General features: G+C 55.5%; 22 protein-coding genes and 1 tRNA gene. 11 read left to right on the top strand and 12 right to left on the bottom strand.

The annotated features are described in order from the left end of the window. Positions 1 to 43: 43 nt before the first annotated feature. Together CLU84_RS08010 and CLU84_RS08015 are read left to right on the top strand one after the other, a co-directional pair. Positions 44 to 769 (top strand): c-type cytochrome, encoded by a 726-nt coding sequence (locus CLU84_RS08010; RefSeq protein WP_099737937.1) that lies wholly within the window; start codon positions 44 to 46, stop codon positions 767 to 769. Between the two features lie 16 nt (positions 770 to 785). Continuing rightward, positions 786 to 1,763, top strand: a complete 978-nt coding sequence (locus CLU84_RS08015; protein ID WP_099736740.1) for a c-type cytochrome — start codon at positions 786 to 788, stop codon at positions 1,761 to 1,763. A 198-nt stretch (positions 1,764 to 1,961) separates the two neighbouring features. On the opposite strand, the gene cyoE is transcribed toward CLU84_RS08015, so the two are convergent. Further along, on the bottom strand, positions 1,962 to 2,867 hold the full coding sequence (cyoE, locus tag CLU84_RS08020) for a heme o synthase (protein WP_099736741.1): 906 nt from the start codon (positions 2,865 to 2,867) through the stop codon (positions 1,962 to 1,964). Positions 2,868 to 2,892: 25 nt separating this feature from the next. After that, positions 2,893 to 4,071, bottom strand: coding sequence for a heme A synthase (locus tag CLU84_RS08025; protein ID WP_099736742.1), 1,179 nt, complete (start codon positions 4,069 to 4,071; stop codon positions 2,893 to 2,895). A gap of 491 nt (positions 4,072 to 4,562) precedes the next feature. Here CLU84_RS08025 and CLU84_RS08030 point away from each other — a divergent pair. The 3 genes from CLU84_RS08030 to CLU84_RS08035 all read left to right on the top strand — a co-directional run bounded on the left by CLU84_RS08030 (position 4,563) and on the right by CLU84_RS08035 (position 5,109). Then, positions 4,563 to 4,636 (top strand) — tRNA-Gly (locus CLU84_RS08030). After that, the gene (locus CLU84_RS21835) at positions 4,609 to 4,836 is read left to right on the top strand and encodes a hypothetical protein (protein WP_144445425.1); all 228 of its coding nucleotides are present in this window, start codon (positions 4,609 to 4,611) and stop codon (positions 4,834 to 4,836) included. The genes CLU84_RS08030 and CLU84_RS21835 overlap by 28 nt, the downstream gene beginning before the upstream one ends. Before the next feature lie 72 nt (positions 4,837 to 4,908). Then, positions 4,909 to 5,109 (top strand): hypothetical protein, encoded by a 201-nt coding sequence (locus CLU84_RS08035; protein WP_144445426.1) that lies wholly within the window; start codon positions 4,909 to 4,911, stop codon positions 5,107 to 5,109. Between the two features lie 130 nt (positions 5,110 to 5,239). On the opposite strand, the gene CLU84_RS08040 is transcribed toward CLU84_RS08035, so the two are convergent. From CLU84_RS08040 to CLU84_RS08050, 3 genes are all read right to left on the bottom strand, one after another. After that, positions 5,240 to 5,542 (bottom strand): hypothetical protein, encoded by a 303-nt coding sequence (locus CLU84_RS08040; protein ID WP_099736744.1) that lies wholly within the window; start codon positions 5,540 to 5,542, stop codon positions 5,240 to 5,242. Between the two features lie 286 nt (positions 5,543 to 5,828). Continuing rightward, positions 5,829 to 6,083 (bottom strand): AlpA family transcriptional regulator, encoded by a 255-nt coding sequence (locus tag CLU84_RS08045; protein ID WP_099736745.1) that lies wholly within the window; start codon positions 6,081 to 6,083, stop codon positions 5,829 to 5,831. A gap of 272 nt (positions 6,084 to 6,355) precedes the next feature. Continuing rightward, entirely contained in the window at positions 6,356 to 6,685 is a 330-nt protein-coding gene (locus CLU84_RS08050) for a hypothetical protein (protein WP_099736746.1), read from the bottom strand. Positions 6,686 to 7,361: 676 nt separating this feature from the next. On the opposite strand from CLU84_RS08050, the gene CLU84_RS08060 reads away from it, so the two are divergent. From CLU84_RS08060 to CLU84_RS08070, 3 genes are all read left to right on the top strand, one after another. Continuing rightward, positions 7,362 to 7,580, top strand: a complete 219-nt coding sequence (locus tag CLU84_RS08060; protein WP_099736748.1) for a hypothetical protein — start codon at positions 7,362 to 7,364, stop codon at positions 7,578 to 7,580. A gap of 31 nt (positions 7,581 to 7,611) precedes the next feature. After that, complete coding sequence (infA, locus tag CLU84_RS08065) at positions 7,612 to 7,872, top strand: translation initiation factor IF-1 (protein WP_099736749.1); 261 nt, start codon at positions 7,612 to 7,614, stop codon at positions 7,870 to 7,872. A gap of 61 nt (positions 7,873 to 7,933) precedes the next feature. Then, a complete protein-coding gene (locus tag CLU84_RS08070) occupies positions 7,934 to 8,185 on the top strand; it encodes an RNA-binding protein (RefSeq protein WP_099736750.1) in 252 nt (83 codons plus the stop codon). 218 nt (positions 8,186 to 8,403) lie between these two features. Here the strand turns inward: CLU84_RS08070 and CLU84_RS08075 are convergent, their stop codons facing one another. From CLU84_RS08075 to CLU84_RS08085, 3 genes are all read right to left on the bottom strand, one after another. Then, positions 8,404 to 9,120, bottom strand: a complete 717-nt coding sequence (locus CLU84_RS08075; RefSeq protein ID WP_099736751.1) for a Bro-N domain-containing protein — start codon at positions 9,118 to 9,120, stop codon at positions 8,404 to 8,406. 362 nt (positions 9,121 to 9,482) lie between these two features. Then, positions 9,483 to 10,793 (bottom strand): tetratricopeptide repeat protein, encoded by a 1,311-nt coding sequence (locus tag CLU84_RS08080; RefSeq protein ID WP_099736752.1) that lies wholly within the window; start codon positions 10,791 to 10,793, stop codon positions 9,483 to 9,485. A 73-nt stretch (positions 10,794 to 10,866) separates the two neighbouring features. Further along, positions 10,867 to 11,088, bottom strand: a complete 222-nt coding sequence (locus tag CLU84_RS08085; protein ID WP_144445427.1) for a hypothetical protein — start codon at positions 11,086 to 11,088, stop codon at positions 10,867 to 10,869. On the opposite strand from CLU84_RS08085, the gene CLU84_RS22345 reads away from it, so the two are divergent. Further along, positions 11,087 to 11,737, top strand: coding sequence for a DUF4145 domain-containing protein (locus tag CLU84_RS22345; protein WP_233209970.1), 651 nt, complete (start codon positions 11,087 to 11,089; stop codon positions 11,735 to 11,737). The genes CLU84_RS08085 and CLU84_RS22345 overlap by 2 nt on opposite strands. A 778-nt stretch (positions 11,738 to 12,515) precedes the next feature. Here CLU84_RS22345 and CLU84_RS08105 read toward each other — a convergent pair. The 4 genes from CLU84_RS08105 to CLU84_RS08120 all read right to left on the bottom strand — a co-directional run bounded on the left by CLU84_RS08105 (position 12,516) and on the right by CLU84_RS08120 (position 14,494). Continuing rightward, positions 12,516 to 12,710, bottom strand: a complete 195-nt coding sequence (locus CLU84_RS08105; RefSeq protein ID WP_099736756.1) for a hypothetical protein — start codon at positions 12,708 to 12,710, stop codon at positions 12,516 to 12,518. A 62-nt stretch (positions 12,711 to 12,772) separates the two neighbouring features. Next, on the bottom strand, positions 12,773 to 12,952 hold the full coding sequence (locus CLU84_RS08110) for a hypothetical protein (protein ID WP_099736757.1): 180 nt from the start codon (positions 12,950 to 12,952) through the stop codon (positions 12,773 to 12,775). A 931-nt stretch (positions 12,953 to 13,883) separates the two neighbouring features. Beyond that, positions 13,884 to 14,231, bottom strand: a complete 348-nt coding sequence (locus CLU84_RS08115) for a PRC-barrel domain-containing protein (protein ID WP_099736758.1) — start codon at positions 14,229 to 14,231, stop codon at positions 13,884 to 13,886. A 68-nt stretch (positions 14,232 to 14,299) separates the two neighbouring features. Continuing rightward, a complete protein-coding gene (locus CLU84_RS08120; RefSeq protein WP_099736759.1) occupies positions 14,300 to 14,494 on the bottom strand; it encodes a hypothetical protein in 195 nt (64 codons plus the stop codon). Between the two features lie 205 nt (positions 14,495 to 14,699). Here CLU84_RS08120 and CLU84_RS21840 point away from each other — a divergent pair, with 205 nt between their 5' ends. Beyond that, a complete protein-coding gene (locus CLU84_RS21840; RefSeq protein WP_144445428.1) occupies positions 14,700 to 15,335 on the top strand; it encodes a hypothetical protein in 636 nt (211 codons plus the stop codon). Continuing rightward, positions 15,326 to 15,895 carry a hypothetical protein gene (locus tag CLU84_RS08130; protein WP_233209971.1) on the top strand — a complete coding sequence of 190 codons (570 nt, stop codon included), beginning with the start codon at positions 15,326 to 15,328 and terminating at the stop codon, positions 15,893 to 15,895. The genes CLU84_RS21840 and CLU84_RS08130 overlap by 10 nt, the downstream gene beginning before the upstream one ends. Positions 15,896 to 15,913: the final 18 nt, after the last annotated feature.

Here is a 15,913-nt window from a genome sequence, read left to right on the forward strand (position 1 = left end):
TGATGTGGGTCTGGTGGGCGCGGCGTACAACTCCATTCCCAAGATGAATCGCTTGAACACTAAGACTCTGCCCCGGTCGTGGGTGGCTGTTGGCATTTCCATGCTGATGGCGACTAGCGCCTGGGCGCAAGAACCTGCCGCCGCCAAGGCCGCATTGAATGGCAATGCCACGGCTGGCGCAAAGATTGCACAGTCCGGCTCCGCAGGTGGCGCAGCCGCCTGTGCCACTTGCCACGGCGCCAAGGGAGAAGGTCAGGCCGGCTTTCCCGCGCTGGCAGGTCAGCACCCCGGCTATCTGGAGCGCCAGCTGAACCAGCTGGCCGCAGGTGCACGTCAATCTGCCGTCATGGCCTCCATGGCCAAGGCCTTGAGCGAGCAAGAGCGCGCTGACGTAGCGGCTTATTACGCCACCCTGCCATTGCCCATCAAGGCGGTGCGCGGTGCTTTGCCTGGCAAGAATGACGATAGCGGCGCATGGCTGGTCGAGCGCGGTCGCTGGGCTGATGGCATTCCTGCCTGCGCACAGTGCCATGGCCCCGGTGGCGTGGGTGTGGGCAAGGATTTCCCGGCCATTGGTCACCTGTCTGCCGACTATATGCAGAGCCAGATCGACGCCTGGAACAAGGGCCAGCGCGAAGCCGGCCCTCTGGGCCTGATGGGCGCTGTTGCCAAGAAGCTGTCGGCGGATGACGTCAAGGCTGTCGCTGCGTACTACCAGCGTCTGCATAATCCAGCCGCTGCTGCGCCTGCAGCACCCGCCAAACCTTAAGCCTCGGGAGTTGACTATGTCGGAACAACAAAAAACGGCTTCCAAAAGCTCCAATCTTGCTGAATACGCCGTGGTGGCGTGCATGTTCGCTGGCCTGGGCGGTGCGCTCTGGTATGGCATGAGCGTGAGCAGCCCCAAAAAGGCTGAGGAGCCTGCCAAGGTTGCTGCGCCTGCGGCAGATGCCAAGGCTGTGGCCGTGGTGGCCAAGCCCGGAGCGTTCACTCCCCCAGGCGAAACAGACATGCCTGAAGGCCCCATGGGTGAGTGGATTCGCCGTGGCGAAGCCATCTTCACACGCACGCCTACCAATGCCGTGGGCTTCTCGGGCAACCCCCTGAGCTGCACCAACTGCCACCTGGATGCCGGTCGCCTCAAGGGCGCTGCTCCCATGTGGGGCGCATACCCCATGTACCCGGCCTATCGCAAGAAGACCGACCACGTAGACACCTTTGCCGAACGCGTGCGTGGCTGCTTCATGTACTCCATGAATGGCAAAGCACCGGATGACGGCCATGACGTGCTGGTGGCGCTGGAGTCTTACGCTTACTGGATGGCTCAAAAGGCCCCCACTGGCGAAAAGCTGCCCGGTGCAGGCTTTAAAAAGGCGGGCGAGCCCCAGGAAAAGCCCACGTACGAAGCCGGTGCCAAGGTTTATGAAGCCAAGTGCGCGCTGTGCCACAGCGCGGACGGCAAGGGCCAGTTTGTCGGCGATGTCGCCGTGTTCCCGCCGCTGTGGGGCAAGGATTCCTATAACTGGGGCGCTGGCATGCACGACATCGACAAGGCTGCCAACTTCATCAAGAACAACATGCCCTACGGCAATGCGACGCTGAGCGATCAGGAAGCCTGGGACGTGGCAACCTTCATCAACAGCCAGGAACGAGGTCAAGACCCCCGCTTCAATGGCAACTTGCAGGCCACAGCTGAACAGCACCATGGCAAGTTCTCCATGTACGGCAAGGAAGTGAATGGCAAGGTGCTCAAGGGTCTGTAATCAGGCGCTTGATCGGGTTTGCCGGATATGAACCCAAGGCCAGCTCTGCATAAGAGCTGGCTTTTTTTGTTTCAGGATTTTCAGGCCTCTAGCGCAATACCTTCAAGCGCAAGCAGCTCATCTTTTGATAGTGATTGAATTCGCTAGACGTAAAAAAGCCCGGCGAACCGGGCTTCTTCAGGTGCATGGCTAAAAAGCTCAAGCCATGAATAAGTAATGATCGACGAGCAGAGCCAGAAAAAGCAGGCTCAGGTGAATCAGTGAAAAGCGGAAGGTACGGCGCGACAGCTCATCCGAATAGTTGCGGTACAGAGCCACGGCGTAGCCTATAAAACCAGCGCCCAGAACCACGGCGGCAAACAGATACAGCCAGCTGCTCATGCCATACATAAAGGGCAGCAGACCTGCGGCAAACAGCACCACGGTGTAGAGCAGAATCTGCAGGCGCGTGTATTCGCTGCCATGGGTCACGGGCAGCATGGGCAGGCCGGACTGGCGGTAGTCTTCCACCCGGTACAGGGCCAGCGCCCAGAAGTGCGGCGGGGTCCACAGGAAGATGATGAGGAACAGAATCAGCGCCTCGGGGCCCACATTGCCGGTCATCGCGGCCCAGCCCAGCACAGGAGGCATCGCGCCCGATGCACCGCCAATCACAATGTTTTGCGGCGTTGCAGGCTTGAGCACCACGGTGTAGATCACGGCGTAGCCGACAAAGGTGGCCAGTGTCAGCCACATGGTCAGCGAATTGGTCCAGACCCAGAGAATCGTCGCTCCAAGCATGCAAAGAATGGCCGAGAAGGCCAGTGCCTGCTGGCTGGACAACTCGCCACGCGCTGTGGGGCGCCAGGCGGTGCGCTTCATCTTGGCATCAATATGGCGCTCTACCAGGCAGTTAAAGGCGGCAGCGGCAGCGGCCACCAGCCAGATGCCGATGCAGGCCACACCCATATGCACCCATTGGGCGGCAGTCGGCCAGCCGGGAACGGCCAGCACCATGCCGATCAGCGCGCAAAAAACAATCAGTTGCACCACGCGCGGCTTGGTCAGCGCATAGAACTGGCTGACTCGCGAGGTGTTGTCCAACAAGGCTTCACTTTGACTCATGCAATCACTCTTTGTGCGCTATGCCTCAGGCAGGGCGGCGCGTCATTTCAGGTCGGGTGGCGGTAACGGCATCAGTGCGCGTCACAGCCAGACTCCAGACCACAATCGTTACCAGGGCCGCGGCTCCACCAGTGTGAAGCACGGCCGCAACCAGGGGCCAGTCCAAGACCACGTTGGACAGACCCGTTAAAACTTGTAGCACTACAAAAAAGCCCAGCAGGCGGCGCTGCTTGGCCAGTGCCAGTGCGCGGCGCATTGCCCACCACAGGCCCGCAAGGGCTGCCACCACCACATAAGCCGCCAGGCGGTGGGTGTAGTGAATGGCGGTAAGCGCTTCAAAGCTGATGTTGCTGCCATCTTTGAGCAGACCCAGCGGGCGCCAGATCTGCAGCGCCTCGCCAAAATTCATGGCAGGCCACCAGCTTCCCTGGCAGTTGGGGAAGGTCGTGCATGCCAGCACGGCGTAATTGGTGCTGACCCAGCCGCCCAGACTGACCTGAATCACCAGCAAAGCTAGGCACAGCCAGAGCGCGGTACGTAAGCCCTTGGCAATGAAGGCCGGTGTCTGGCCCGCTTGCTTCATGCTCAAGGCCGAAGCCGGAATAGCCAGTAATGCCAGCAGGCCTGTTCCGCCCAGCAGGTGCAGCGTGACAATGGCCGGAAACAGCTTCATCGTCACTGTCAGCGCGCCAAAAGCGCCTTGTATGCAGACCCAGACCAGTGTCACTGTTGGCCACCAGGGGTTCAAGGCACCCTGTGCGGCTTCGGGTTGGCCTGCATGACGAGCGGCTCGGGCTTGCTTCCAAGACAACACGGTCATCGCAATGATGAGCACGCCCACGGTGGTCGCCAGATAGCGGTGAATCATCTCCACCCAGGCTTTGCCGTGGGTGACAGGGCCAGTCGGCATGGCGGCTTGCGCCTCGGAAATCTGTGCATGGGCCGCAAGAGGGCTTGAGCTGCCGTAGCAGCCGGGCCAGTCAGGGCAGCCCAGACCGGAATCCGTCAAACGCGTGAAGGCACCAAACAACACCAGATCAAAAGTCAGAAACAGCGTCAGCACACAAAGCGCCTGCAGCCGCTTGCTAGGCCCCGTGCCGCGATTACGCCACCACACCCAGCACAGCGGGCCGAGTGCCAGAACCAGGCCAAACGCCATCAACTCCAGCGCCGGAGCCAGGTCATACAACTGCTGTTCAGTCACGTGCGGTCCCCGTGCATCGGCACACTGGCCCCTCTGAAGTGGTCAGCAGGCAAGTCGAAATTGCAAAAGCAGATCAGCATGGTGGAGCAGGCGCGGGCTAAGGTTTGTTTGTGTTTTCAGAAAGTATTGAAGATCCAGGCCAAGCGCTGCATGGGATAAAACCTGCATGACTTGGTGTCGAGTCTGGCGAGCAACGGCGTTGCCCGTTGCGAGATGACTGAAACAGTCGCTGAATGCAGGCTCTTTGATCCCGCACAATTTTACCCGTGTGATTTGTGGCAATGCAGCATATCTTTCAGTGCCCCTAATAAAGCCGTGGAACGCAAGCAGCGCAGGCCGCATTTGCGGGAAATTACGGTGTTAAAAAGTGAGCAGCACGGCTGTTTTGCGACGCCAGTGTTTCAGGCTTGCTGTACGATTAGTAACTGATTCACGGCTAGCTACCGTGATTGCAGTCAGCGGCAACTACCTTACGTAGCCTTGCCTACAATGCGGGCGTCGTTCAATGGCAGGACTTTTGCTTCCCAAGCAAATAACGTGGGTTCGATCCCCATCGCCCGCTCCAGATTTCCAAATAAAGCAAGGTCTTATGAGACCTTGCTTTTTCAAAAAAAATTGCTGGGTAAGCAACAAACCTCTCCAGCTGTACCGGCTCAATATCGCTTCGATATCAATGCCTATCAGCTGCTCGGCAGCGCAGCGCTGAGCACTGGTGTACTTCTTGAATACACGCAATTTGTTGATTCATTCATACTTCATGCATGAAGAAGCTGCTTGGAGTATCTGCGCTTGTGTTGCTTTTGTCGGGCTGCTATGCAACAGGTCCCGGGTATAGCTATGGCTACATTTATCAGCCTTATAGCGGCGCGTATTACTACGGTCCCTCGTATCGGCCTGGGCATGTGCATCGTCCGCCAGCACACAGACCCCATCCTGGTCACGGCATGCATGGCAGCCATCGGCCCGGCCAAGGAGGCAACAGGCCATATGGTGGCGGGAGCCGTCCGGGCGGTGGTGGTCATGGTCGTCACTAAATAGAAGCAGCGCTGAGCCGCGCGTTCGCTGCACAGTGATTTCAATGCCCACTGGGGTTGTGTCACCAGTTGATTGCCTGTCGCTTATGAGAGGCCAATGCCTGAAACAGCACGCGACTTGCCTTTTACTTTTTCTAGCGGCAAGACACATTGCGCCAGTTGAATTTTCCGTCGTTGAAAAACTCAGTCCAAATAGACATTGGTGGCTCCTTGCGCAAGGAGAAAGTGATCTGGTTTGGAATATTGGGCCCAAGCGCCGCTAATTCCCCCATCTTGGTATAGACCTTCACAAAGCAGTTGCTGAGTTCTTCGCTGCCGTTGGAGTCGAGAACGACCCGATAGGTTTTGACGAACTCTTCCCAGTCCTGGCGTTTCGTTACATAGGTATGCAGGCGCACATAAGCTCGGTTCGTGCTCTTGATGCTGGGCTTTTTCATGTTGTGCCCTCCTGGGAATGTCTTTGCAGAGAGATGAAGCGGAGTGAAATCAAACTTGGCTTTTGACATTTTTTTGCAGCCTGAGCAGATTTGTATCAAGCAAGAAGCTGAAAAAAATGTAGGCGCTTTTGCTGACCCGCTAAGAGTTGGCGCTGTCATGAAACCGTGCAGGCATAAAATCCCGTCAGATCACGAGCTTGCTTGGGAAAAGTGAGCAGGGCGCTGAAACTCTTAGACTCTCCCACTCGATGGTTAACAAGCTCTTGAAAGCCTTATGCGGCGCGGCTTACAGCTCGGCGATGGCTGTAGATACCATCCCAGATGCCATGCGAATAGATGCACTGGCGAGAGGCGCAGCGGCCTTTTCATTCGCCTGGCGTCGGGACTCGATCCAGGCATCGATCTCGGCTTCATCCCATGCCACGCGACGTGGCGAAAGCACGATGCGTTTGGGAAACCGGCCAATGGATTCCAGTTTCAGAATCCAGCGATCAGACAAAGGAACTTTAGCGCAAAGCGCCTTGCGGTCTATCAATTTCATAGTGCTCTCCAGTAAAAAAGCCCGCTCATGGCGATGGCGGGCTTGGGTGAAATGGTTGTGTGTTTGCGAAAGTTTTTCGCAGCGCTTTAGGGATTGACTGATCCGACGGATAAAAATAAAGACGCGTATCCGTCCAAGCTGGCGTGGTGATGGCTCTGTGTGCCCGGATGCTTGGACGACCTGGTCGGCAGCGGCATGGCCAGATTGCAGTGCGCTAGGCAGTGCTAGCCACAGGAGATTTGAAAAGGGTAGGTCTGCCTGCTCAGGTGTAGCTAAACGTTGCTCAGTTCCCGGCTACGGGCTGGGACCAGAGCGCAGCTCACCACCGTTGCCAGCAGTTCGCTGCGGGGCGGGCGGCAATGCAGGGTGTGGATCTGCGCACGCTCCAGCTCCACCACCACGGCCGCGCCGGGCTTGAGCGTTGCCGCGTGCTCCAGCCAAAAGCGCTGGGCGCTGCGGCCTGTCCACGTCACGCGCCATGGCTCGATGTGGTGGGTGCCCAGCCGGTCATAAAGCAGCATTTGCAACTGAAAAGCGCCGCATCGGGCCATGCTGGCTTGCGGCGCGGTTTTGCTGAGGTAAAGCGTTCCTGTGTGGCGCATGTTGGCTCCTGATTGGGCATAAAAAAACCCGCGCGGCGTAGGCCGGGCGGGCTGGGGTTGAGTGGGGTGTCTACTTCTACGGAGTCTTATTTCGTCCGCGATAGTTCAGGTCACTGGCTGAGTAATTCTCGCGTTTGCGCCAGTCCATCTGGATAGGGCCGGCATGATCGGGAGGATAGGTGATGCGTTCTTTCTCCCGGCTGAGCTCCCAACGCTTGGCCTCCACGGTATGGTGGACGGTTGATTTTTTTATTTTGCTCATTGGCAAGGATCTCAGTAAATTGACAGACAGTTGTCCCACGGTACATGGTTGCTGCAGAAGGGTCTATCGATTTCTTTTTCAGGGTGCGAGGAGGTGTCTCGCCTCAGGGCGACATCCTTCGGCGATGTTCTAAGATTGAAAACCAAAGGTCTTTCCTTTCACCTATACTCATTGGACTCGCTGTTCAGGTTGTTCGCCCCGACAGCGTCTGTCTGACACCTATGCCGCCCCTTGGCCGCCGGTAACCGCTCTTTCACGCAAAGCACGCGGTCGTCACTCCCCCTCCTGCGAACTCTCCCAGACCCTGAACATTTTTATGGGTCTGCGCAGTCCCCCCAGTTTCTGGCGCGGGCACTCATCTCTCTCTCTTTCATTTGACGGCTATCACGCCTCAGCGTGCGGCTGTCCGTATTCATGCTGCAAAAAAATATTACAGAGCAGATCGGCCGCTATGTGGTCACACCTCTGACACAACCCATTTCCAGCGGCCAGTTCCTGGCTGCCGTTTCCATTCGACGTGGCACTTATGACCGCGTCATTCGATTCATCCCTCAGTTCTCTAACGAATCGCTCGCCTCCAACTACGCCCTGACTGAAGGGCGAAACATGGTGATGAGCCAAAGCTTGAACTGAATGCCTATTGCTTTTATTCAAAGGAGACACTTTGGCTAAAGAAGAACTAATCGAGATGCCCGGTCGCGTTGATGAAGTCCTGCCAGATTCGCGCTTTCGCATAACTCTGGAAAACGGCCATCAGCTCATTGCCTACAGCGGCGGAAAGATGCGCAAGCACCGCATCCGCGTGCTGGCTGGCGACAAAGTGACCGTAGAAATGTCTCCCTACGACCTCAACAAAGGGCGAGTGACTTTCCGTCATCTTGCTCCTCGCACTGGCGCGGCACCGGCCTTCAAGCGCCGCCGCTAAGCCCGCTCAACTAATTACCCGCTCATCGCTGAAATGCCTGAGCAACCTTTGAAAGAACACTATGCAATCCAATCTTTATGTGACCAATCTCAGCTACAACGTTGACGGTGATGCCCTGCGCACACATTTCGGCAGCTGCGGCGATGTCGTCGCTGCTGACATCATCATGGACCGTGAAACTGGACGCTCGCGCGGCTTCGGCTTCGTGGAAATGAGCAATCCGGAGCAGGCACAAAAGGCTATCGAAACGCTGCATGACCAGCCGCTCGGCGGCCGCGCTCTGGGAGTGGCCCTGGCCCGTCCACGCAAATAAGCTTCTTCGACCTCTAAGAGGAAGCGGCCCACGCCAAAAGCGTGGGCTTTTTCTTTTTGGGAATCGCTACATGCTGCTGACCGCTTTTTGAGGAAAGCATCACAGACACCAAAAAGCCCGCGCGGCGTGGCTGGGCGGGCGGGGTTTTGAATGAAATAGGGCGCTAGCGCTTATGTATCAAGCGCTAGCAGCTATGAAATTGATAAAGCTGTTCCGCGTTACCGCAGCTGCAAACGGCCTTGTTGCGCTGGCTGGCTTTGCGCAGCAGTTGGCGCGCCGCTTTCGCGCCTGCGTGCTTCATATTCGGTGCGCTCGGCCATGCGCTGGGTGCAGGCCGCAGCCAGTCTGGCCAGCGTGGCATCGCTCAGCATCAAATCCGTGCGAATGGCCTGGGTCAGCTGGGGCAGCGTCATCAGCATGGCACCGGCCTCCATCGGCTTCACATAAGGGGCGAGTGCATCGCCCGGCCCTTGGGTGAAAGACAGTAGCAGGCGGGTGAAGTGAGCAGGTTCGTCACCCTGCATTGCGGCATCAAACACGGCCTGATAAACCTGTAGCGTGGCCGCGTGGGCCAGCTGGCGCGCGTGCTCCGTGCGGCGGGTGTCGGGCTGTTTGGCATAGCCGCCGGTCTGGCGAATGCTGGGCAGCACCTCGCTGGTCACCCACTTGGCAAACTTGCGCGCCTCGGGCTTGCGGCTGCGCAGGACAAGGGCGTAGAGGCCGGATTCGTTAACGACGCTGATGTTTTGAAGGCCACCAAGGGTGTCGCTTGAAACGACACCCTTTTCGTCTTCATCAAGATGCATCAGCGAGTCGCGGTGGTTTTTGATGCCTAGAGCTGCACAAACATCAGCGGCTGCGAACCATTGCTGATTGTCGTGACTGATAACGCGAACGGGAAAAACGCCGAAGTTAAAGGGGGTGATGTCAGCCATTGCGGCCTCCGTAGATTGTGCTTTTGCTACAACCACCGCCTTTGACGCCAACCAAAGGGCGGTGACTCGAAGAGGTTGGCGTACCGGACAATCCTGCGGACAAACCGGCGAGCCTCGCGGCTCCCCCTCCGAGCCACCATAAAACTGGGGCCACAGACGACAAAGCCGCACGACTGCGATTCGGGTGCGGCTTTGTTGTCACCGCAGGAAATTGTTTCAGGACGCCAATCCCGATCACGCTTTACTGGCGTGACGGTATGGAGTGTACACAAAGGTGATACTTTTTTGTGGAGCTTCGTTGGCGATGCGCAGCGCCCAGACACAAAAAAGCCCGCGTGTGCGGGCTGGTGAGATTGAAGTGTTTAAGCTGGCTCTGCTTCCGGCTCGTTATCGCCTCGAAGCTTGTTAAGCAGCCGTTGGGCGCGCTCTACAAGCTTCTCTACCTCTGGATTGCTGTCTCCTGCATATCGCTGAATGACTTGCTTATAGGTTTTCATGGCTTCTTCCTGTCGATCCAATTCACTTAGTGTGAGGCCTTTATAAAGTAGAGCTTCTGCCACCAGCTTGCGCAATTCAAAGCTTTCGTCTTGGCCATAGCGGTCAACGATTAAGTCGTAGGTTTGGATCTCTTCTATGTTGCGGCTCAATTTACCTAAATCAACGCCTTTGTTGAAAAGTGTGGTAGCGGCATGCTTGCGTACAGCTGGATCAGGGTCATTGCTATAGCGTTGATCGATAAGGTCAGTAACTCTGATCTTATCTTCTGAGCGATGTAATCGATCCAAAGCTACGCTTTTGTTATAGAGCGCTTTTGCAACTTGTGCACGCACGGTAGGTGTGGATTCAGTGCCATAAAGTTGGTCAATCATGTCATACAAAGGAATTGCTTCTTGAAAGCGCTCTAGCTCACATAAAGCAATCGCACAGGCGCTGATAATATTTGCGTGTCTATCGGGTGAAATGTTCTCTGTGGCAGCCTTATCAAGAGCTTTCTGAAAGCTGATTAGAGCGGATTCAAAGCGTTTACTAGCGAAATCTTCAAGACCCCGCACATAATGGTCATCAGCTGTGAATTGATCCTCAGGCTTTGCATTCAAAGCTCGGCTTGCATTGGTCACTGCAGCTAGCGCTTCTAACGTGGCAGGATCAGAGTTTTCTAAGTCTTTGCTGATGAGAATTTTTTGGCTTGCTTTATCCAGGAGGTCTCTGAATAGATCAGCATATCTTTCGTGCTCAGATGCTAAATTTTTTAATTTTTCAATCTGAGTCATTAGTCCAGAATTGTTTTGGGAAAACCAGTTTCTGGCTTCTATCTCCGCATGCTTTTTAGCTTCTTCTATTGCATGGTGCTTGGTCGTGAAAAACACTGCCAATCCAGCAAGGATAGAAATTATGGCTATAAAAATTCCTAGCAATGTCGAAGCATTGGCTATAGAAGACATGTGATTGGCTTGCTGGCTTGTCCAAAGGCCAAGGTCTCCAACACGCTTGTCCTGTGAGTCAAGACGGTTGGCCGTTACTTCTTTGAGGACGGTGAGCTCTTTGTCCAGCACCTGAATTTGCTGTTGAACCTGCTGAATATCTGTCTGAGTTGCCGGCTGGCTGGGTTCGGATGCCGAGGCGACGAACGCAAGGCAAAGGCCAAGAAGTAGGAAGATTTTTCGCGCGATCATGTGAACTGGGTAGGCAGCAATGTTGTCTCAGTGGTTTGAAACAATTGTAAGCACGACCTAGCGCTGAAATCTTTCAGTTCGCGGTTTGGCTTTGTCCAGTTGTTGCAGGGAGAGGTCTTAAAACGCGCTGTTGATGCTCCAGCAGCAACCGCATGCACAGGGTGCAGATAAAAGCATCTCTGTCGGGTGCCGTGCGGTACAAGTCCACCAGTTGCTGCAACTTGAATCCGCCATCAGAATTCAGCACATCCGAAATGGCGTTGTCGTCGGTCACGATTGAATTGAGGGTGTTCATGGCAGTTTTGGTAATGCAGTGCCCGCATTGCGGGGCGGAAAACATGACGTTTAGCGTCATGCAGGCGGTGGGGCATCTGATGCCCGGTAAAACTTCTGTGGTGGCTTTATGTGCCGGATGCGATGAGCCTGTGCTGGCATCGTTCCGTACAGGAGCGGCGCAAGCTAATTACGTATTGGCAACGCAGGGCAATCTGCTGAACGATCGCGGCTTCACTTCACTGGGGGTTTGGCCTTCGAAGCAGTCTCTGAATATTCCTGAGTCATTGCCCGAGAGGGTTGCCAAGAATTTCATGGAGGCTTTGAAAATCCGCAATGCCAAGCATTGGAATGCTGCGTGCGGTAGCTATCGGCGTTGTCTAGAGATCGCGCTGAAAGAATTTGCGCCTGACATTGAGGCGAGGATGCTGGAAAAGCGAATCGACAAGCTGGCTGCGGAGCACCGTATTACCCCAGCCCTTCAGGCGTGGGCGCATGAGTTACGGCTTGACGGCAACGAGGCTCTGCATGGCCTTGAGGATGCCACTGAAGAGATGGCCGAGCAGATGCATCACTTGACGTATTTTCTGCTGACCTATCTGTACACCTTGCCTCAGCAGATCGATGGGGTGCGTGCTCGGCGTCAGGCGGCTGCGGCCACAGTGGCGTAAGTACTCCTTGCTGATCAAAAAAGCCCGGCGGTTCTGGAACCTTGCGGGCTTTTGTATGGGTGGTGGCTTCTGAACTTGTGAGCGCGCTGCGCCTGTTCTAGCTGCGTTTGAAAGTAGTTTGCTATCGAGAGGCTTGCTGGGCTGGCGGTAGCTGCTTTGCTTTCCATAGCGCGTAGCAACTTGCTTCGCTGGCGGTCGCGGTGCTGCAGCTCGCACAGCACTGTGTCGATGGGGTATGGGCTGTTCATGGATGAGCGGAGATCTAGAGTTTCTTTGCAGAAGAAGGGGAGGTATCAACTGATGCCCGCCAGACGCGCCAGTTCCTCACGGTCTGAGGTGGCAGTCATCAATATTCCTTTGCTATGAAAAAAGCCCGCAGAAGGCGGGCTGGCATACGAACAGGGTAGGAAAGTCCTTATTCCACAAGAGCTTACAGCGGGCACAGGCAGCAGGAATAGCCTGAAAAACTCCACTTTTCAAGGAGTTGCCATGAAGGTTCTACTTTTAATTGCGGCGGCCGCAAGCGCGCTGGCGGGGTGCTCGATGATGCCGGGGCGAGACTCAGGGCGTCAGGCTAGTGGAGGCGGATATCAGCAGCCTATGGGGCACAGCGATATGCGTTCTGAGTGGGGGCGCGGGGCGTATGAGGGCCCTGGCAAGATGCCGATGTGGTCCGGCGGGGACGATACTTCTGGAGGACTTGGCTGGCGTCGTGAATAAGACGGAAGAGCCAATTTTGCGCAACGAACTGGCAAGCGGCGATTCCATGCGTAACGCCTTAGGGGGCTTCCTTCAGGCACTGCACGGTTTTGTCATCTAGCCATTCGGCATGCATGCCTGGGCATACAAATGCATCGCGCTGTGTCGTTACGGGGAAAGAGGGCTCATCGGCCTGTGCAGAAGGGCTGGCCAGCCAGGCCAGTCCCAGGCAGATTGCGACGATCAGGACTAGAGATTCAAGAATTTTTGTCATGATTTAACTCCGTAGCGCTTATGAATAAAGCGTGAGTAGCTATCAAAGTTGAGCGGACCCGGTTACATGGGCCATGCATCAGGGGTGAGCGCCATCAGAACGGCCACACCGATGAGGCAAAAGAGGCCGAGAAAGGTGAGGCTCCACTGGGCGGCGATCAGTAGCTTTGCTCCAGCGCCGGGGCGAGCAAGAGCAGAGCAGTCAGCAGCAGCGTGAGCAGGACGGTGGGGATGTGTGGCCATTTCACAGGCCTCCCTTCTCGCGCAGGCGCTGCACGAGGTCTTCATCAACTGGCTGAGGAACGGTGCTGTACAGCATGAAATCTCCTTGAGGCGAGAAGCAGGCCCGCTGGACGGGCGGGGCGAATAAAAAGGGCCAGTGCTCTTGCGAGCAGGCGAAACCAACGAAGGGGCGGAGTGAATGCGCTTCGCGCTCTGGCGGAAAAAATGGGGGCTGCTGGGCGGCAGCGCCATCAAGGAAGAGTGCAGGGCCCGGCTTTCGGTCTGTCGGTGGCGGCATTGGATTGCCACGGTCCACACCCGGCTTGCACTCTTTCTTGATGGCCCCGCTTCGGCCCTGCGGGTGTGGGCACAGGTCTGTAGCGACTTGTTGCTGCAAATTCTACTGTTATTTTGATCAGTGCTGTGCATTTGTACAGTAGTTTAGATTTTGCCTGTACAGGGCGTCAACAGGCTTTGATGCCATGTGTTGCGTGGTTGCACTGCGTGTCTGAGGGCAAAGAAAAAGCCCACCGGCGTTAGCGGGTGGGCTGGGGTGTAAAGGCCGTTGCCTTGCGGCTGCCTGGGGAATCAGAGGGAGGGAAAGGACATCCCAGGCTCGGCTAAAAGTGATGGGAGTCGTCACCATCGGGTGTGAGCGCTCCAACCGCAGCTCACAGCGTGTGCACTGCGGTATGGGTAAAGCGTATTTCGGGATGGGATTTTGAGCAATACCCTGTGCCGAGAACGATCACACCGGATGGCCTCGCTTGACCCTGCGGGGAGAGGTCGCGCTTAAGGCCTGCGGGGCCGGGGGGCTACATGGGGAAATCTCCGTGCAAAAAAAAGCCTACCGTGAGGTGGGCTGAACTCCAACTGGATAGCGGCCGGCTTTCACCGGCCTGCGGTTCTTCTTAACGTTGGGCGCTAATGCCTGTGCGGCTGCGCGCCGGATTTAGATATAGGGCACACCGTAGTGGTCGTAGACCCGGCGGCCGTATTCGTCGGTGTATTCGGGCAATGTGCTTCCCTCGTAGCGAGGGGCGTTTTCAAGCCGTTCTTTGGTGACTGAGACTACGTACCCGCCTTTGTCGGGGTCGTATTTGAGTGTGTCCCATGGCAGAGGGTAAAGGTCTGTGCCGATGCCCAGAAATCCGCCGAATTCCATCACTGCGTATCGAACCTTGCCCGTGAGCTTGTCGATCATCAGTGAGTCGATGGACCCCAGCTTGTCGCCGTTGGGGTTGTAAACGTTGGTGCCGTTGACACGATCGGATGAGATGACAGGTGAGGCTAAGTGCATTCCTGCTCCTTTCTATGCGTGGTTCAAAACAACCCCGGAGCGCTTGGCAAGCGCTGGGGCGCGCACTTTCAGCGCTGCTGTGCTTTTTGTGGCTGCCCGGGCTGCTGCTGAGCCGGGTTTTTCTGCTGGCCCGGGGTCTGCTGTTGCTGCTGACCGGGCTGGTTGGTGTTTTGGCCTGGCTGGCGTTGACCGGGGCTTTGCTGCTGCTGTTGCTGCTTGTCCTGCTGGTTGGGATTCTGCTGCTGGTTAGCTTGTTGCGTCATGTCCTTCACTCCTTCAGGTTGGTGACCAGCAAACCGGTTTGGCTTGCTGTGATTGCATGGTCACCGCATCAGGAAAAACCTTTCTGTAGGAGAAGGGGGCACAAGCCTGAAAAATGTGAATTAGCCACCATTACGTAGCATTTGGCTTACGTTTGAGGCGGAACTCTCGATATTGCTCACAAGATCCAGCATAAATCGAAGCAGGATGGCATGGGTTCTAGACCCATTGAGGCCTCTGGTCGTTGCCATTCATGAGGAGATCAAACCGCAGCACCCTGATGCCAAGGTGCTCTGGTTTGGCCCCGATGCGCTCGGGGAGGGCGGTGCCGGGATTCCAACCGGCGTTGCCGTTCTTGCTCTTGGCCGCATTCGCCTCGCCGTGCGCAAGTGCCGCCGTTGCACGGTTTATCACCTGCTGCCGTGGCTGCATGTGCTGCTCGCTGGTTCAGTGCAGCTGGCTCACACATCGCATTTCCTTCTTGTCCAACGGATGTGGCCAGGGAGGAGGGGTCTGCCCGCTTCGAATGTGCGTAAGTGTCAGCCGGTAACAGAAGTTGCGCGTGAAGTAGGGCGACTATGTGACCTTCCGGTTTTCGAGAACTTACTTCTTAAGGAAGCTACAGGACAGTCGCTTAAAAATCTGGAAACGAGGGAGCAAAAACTCGAGGCAATTGGGAATAGCCTTAATATCTATGACGTAATCCCAGGGCAAGGCCGTTGGGACGTGCTTTTGGTTGATGATTTATATGATTCAGGTGCTTCCATGCATGCTGCATGCACAGCCCTTCGTCGTCATCCAAAAATTGCAGATATTTATGTGGCAGCTCTTACATGGAAGTAGTTATGACGACAAAGGTTTTTATCGCAGGATCAATCACGATTAAAAATCTGGACCCGAAGGTTAAGGAACGTATCGCAAATATTGTTGATCAGGGCTTCGAAGTTCTTGTCGGTGATGCTGACGGAGTTGACTCATCCGTCCAAAATTACCTTTCCGAATTGAATGCAAAGGCTGTAACTGTTTTTTGCAGCGGAGAGGTTCCACGAAATAATTCTGGTTCCTGGTCTGTAGAGCCGGTTTCCACGCTGCATAAGGAAGGTTCTCGAGCCTTCTTTACAGCAAAAGATGTAAAAATGGCGGAAACGGCTGACTTTGGATTAATGATATGGGACACAAAAAGCACAGGGACTTTAAGCAACGTAATTGAGTTGTTAAGTGCAAAGAAAAAGTCTGTAGTCTTTGTTAACAAAGATAAGATTTTCAAAAATGTAAGTTCAATAGAGCACTTAGAAGATTTGATCGGATTAATGTCTGATCATGCAAAGAAGAAGGCAGAAGATAAAATTCGGTTATCAGAAAAAGTATCTTCTTTGAAGAATGAGCAATTAAATATGTTTTAAGGATTGCGTGTTTAGCGA

Origin of the sequence: Comamonas sp. 26 (genome assembly GCF_002754475.1) — a bacterium.
Lineage (GTDB): Bacteria > Pseudomonadota > Gammaproteobacteria > Burkholderiales > Burkholderiaceae_C > Comamonas.

Excerpts from the sequence above, each read along its gene's own strand:
- CLU84_RS08010 (WP_099737937.1), top strand. The coding sequence starts at position 44 with ATGAATCGCTTGAACACTAAGACTCTGCCCCGGTCGTGGGTGGCTGTT.
- CLU84_RS08015 (WP_099736740.1), top strand. The coding sequence starts at position 786 with ATGTCGGAACAACAAAAAACGGCTTCCAAAAGCTCCAATCTTGCTGAA.
- cyoE (WP_099736741.1), bottom strand. The coding sequence starts at position 2,867 with ATGAGTCAAAGTGAAGCCTTGTTGGACAACACCTCGCGAGTCAGCCAG.
- CLU84_RS08035 (WP_144445426.1), top strand. The coding sequence starts at position 4,909 with ATGGCTACATTTATCAGCCTTATAGCGGCGCGTATTACTACGGTCCCT.
- CLU84_RS08040 (WP_099736744.1), bottom strand. The coding sequence starts at position 5,542 with ATGAAAAAGCCCAGCATCAAGAGCACGAACCGAGCTTATGTGCGCCTG.
- CLU84_RS08045 (WP_099736745.1), bottom strand. The coding sequence starts at position 6,083 with ATGAAATTGATAGACCGCAAGGCGCTTTGCGCTAAAGTTCCTTTGTCT.
- CLU84_RS08050 (WP_099736746.1), bottom strand. The coding sequence starts at position 6,685 with ATGCGCCACACAGGAACGCTTTACCTCAGCAAAACCGCGCCGCAAGCC.
- CLU84_RS08060 (WP_099736748.1), top strand. The coding sequence starts at position 7,362 with ATGCTGCAAAAAAATATTACAGAGCAGATCGGCCGCTATGTGGTCACA.
- CLU84_RS08070 (WP_099736750.1), top strand. The coding sequence starts at position 7,934 with ATGCAATCCAATCTTTATGTGACCAATCTCAGCTACAACGTTGACGGT.
- CLU84_RS08075 (WP_099736751.1), bottom strand. The coding sequence starts at position 9,120 with ATGGCTGACATCACCCCCTTTAACTTCGGCGTTTTTCCCGTTCGCGTT.
- CLU84_RS08080 (WP_099736752.1), bottom strand. The coding sequence starts at position 10,793 with ATGATCGCGCGAAAAATCTTCCTACTTCTTGGCCTTTGCCTTGCGTTC.
- CLU84_RS22345 (WP_233209970.1), top strand. The coding sequence starts at position 11,087 with ATGGCAGTTTTGGTAATGCAGTGCCCGCATTGCGGGGCGGAAAACATG.
- CLU84_RS08085 (WP_144445427.1), bottom strand. The coding sequence starts at position 11,088 with ATGAACACCCTCAATTCAATCGTGACCGACGACAACGCCATTTCGGAT.
- CLU84_RS08105 (WP_099736756.1), bottom strand. The coding sequence starts at position 12,710 with ATGACAAAAATTCTTGAATCTCTAGTCCTGATCGTCGCAATCTGCCTG.
- CLU84_RS08110 (WP_099736757.1), bottom strand. The coding sequence starts at position 12,952 with ATGGCCACACATCCCCACCGTCCTGCTCACGCTGCTGCTGACTGCTCT.
- CLU84_RS08115 (WP_099736758.1), bottom strand. The coding sequence starts at position 14,231 with ATGCACTTAGCCTCACCTGTCATCTCATCCGATCGTGTCAACGGCACC.
- CLU84_RS08120 (WP_099736759.1), bottom strand. The coding sequence starts at position 14,494 with ATGACGCAACAAGCTAACCAGCAGCAGAATCCCAACCAGCAGGACAAG.
- CLU84_RS21840 (WP_144445428.1), top strand. The coding sequence starts at position 14,700 with ATGGCATGGGTTCTAGACCCATTGAGGCCTCTGGTCGTTGCCATTCAT.
- CLU84_RS08130 (WP_233209971.1), top strand. The coding sequence starts at position 15,326 with ATGGAAGTAGTTATGACGACAAAGGTTTTTATCGCAGGATCAATCACG.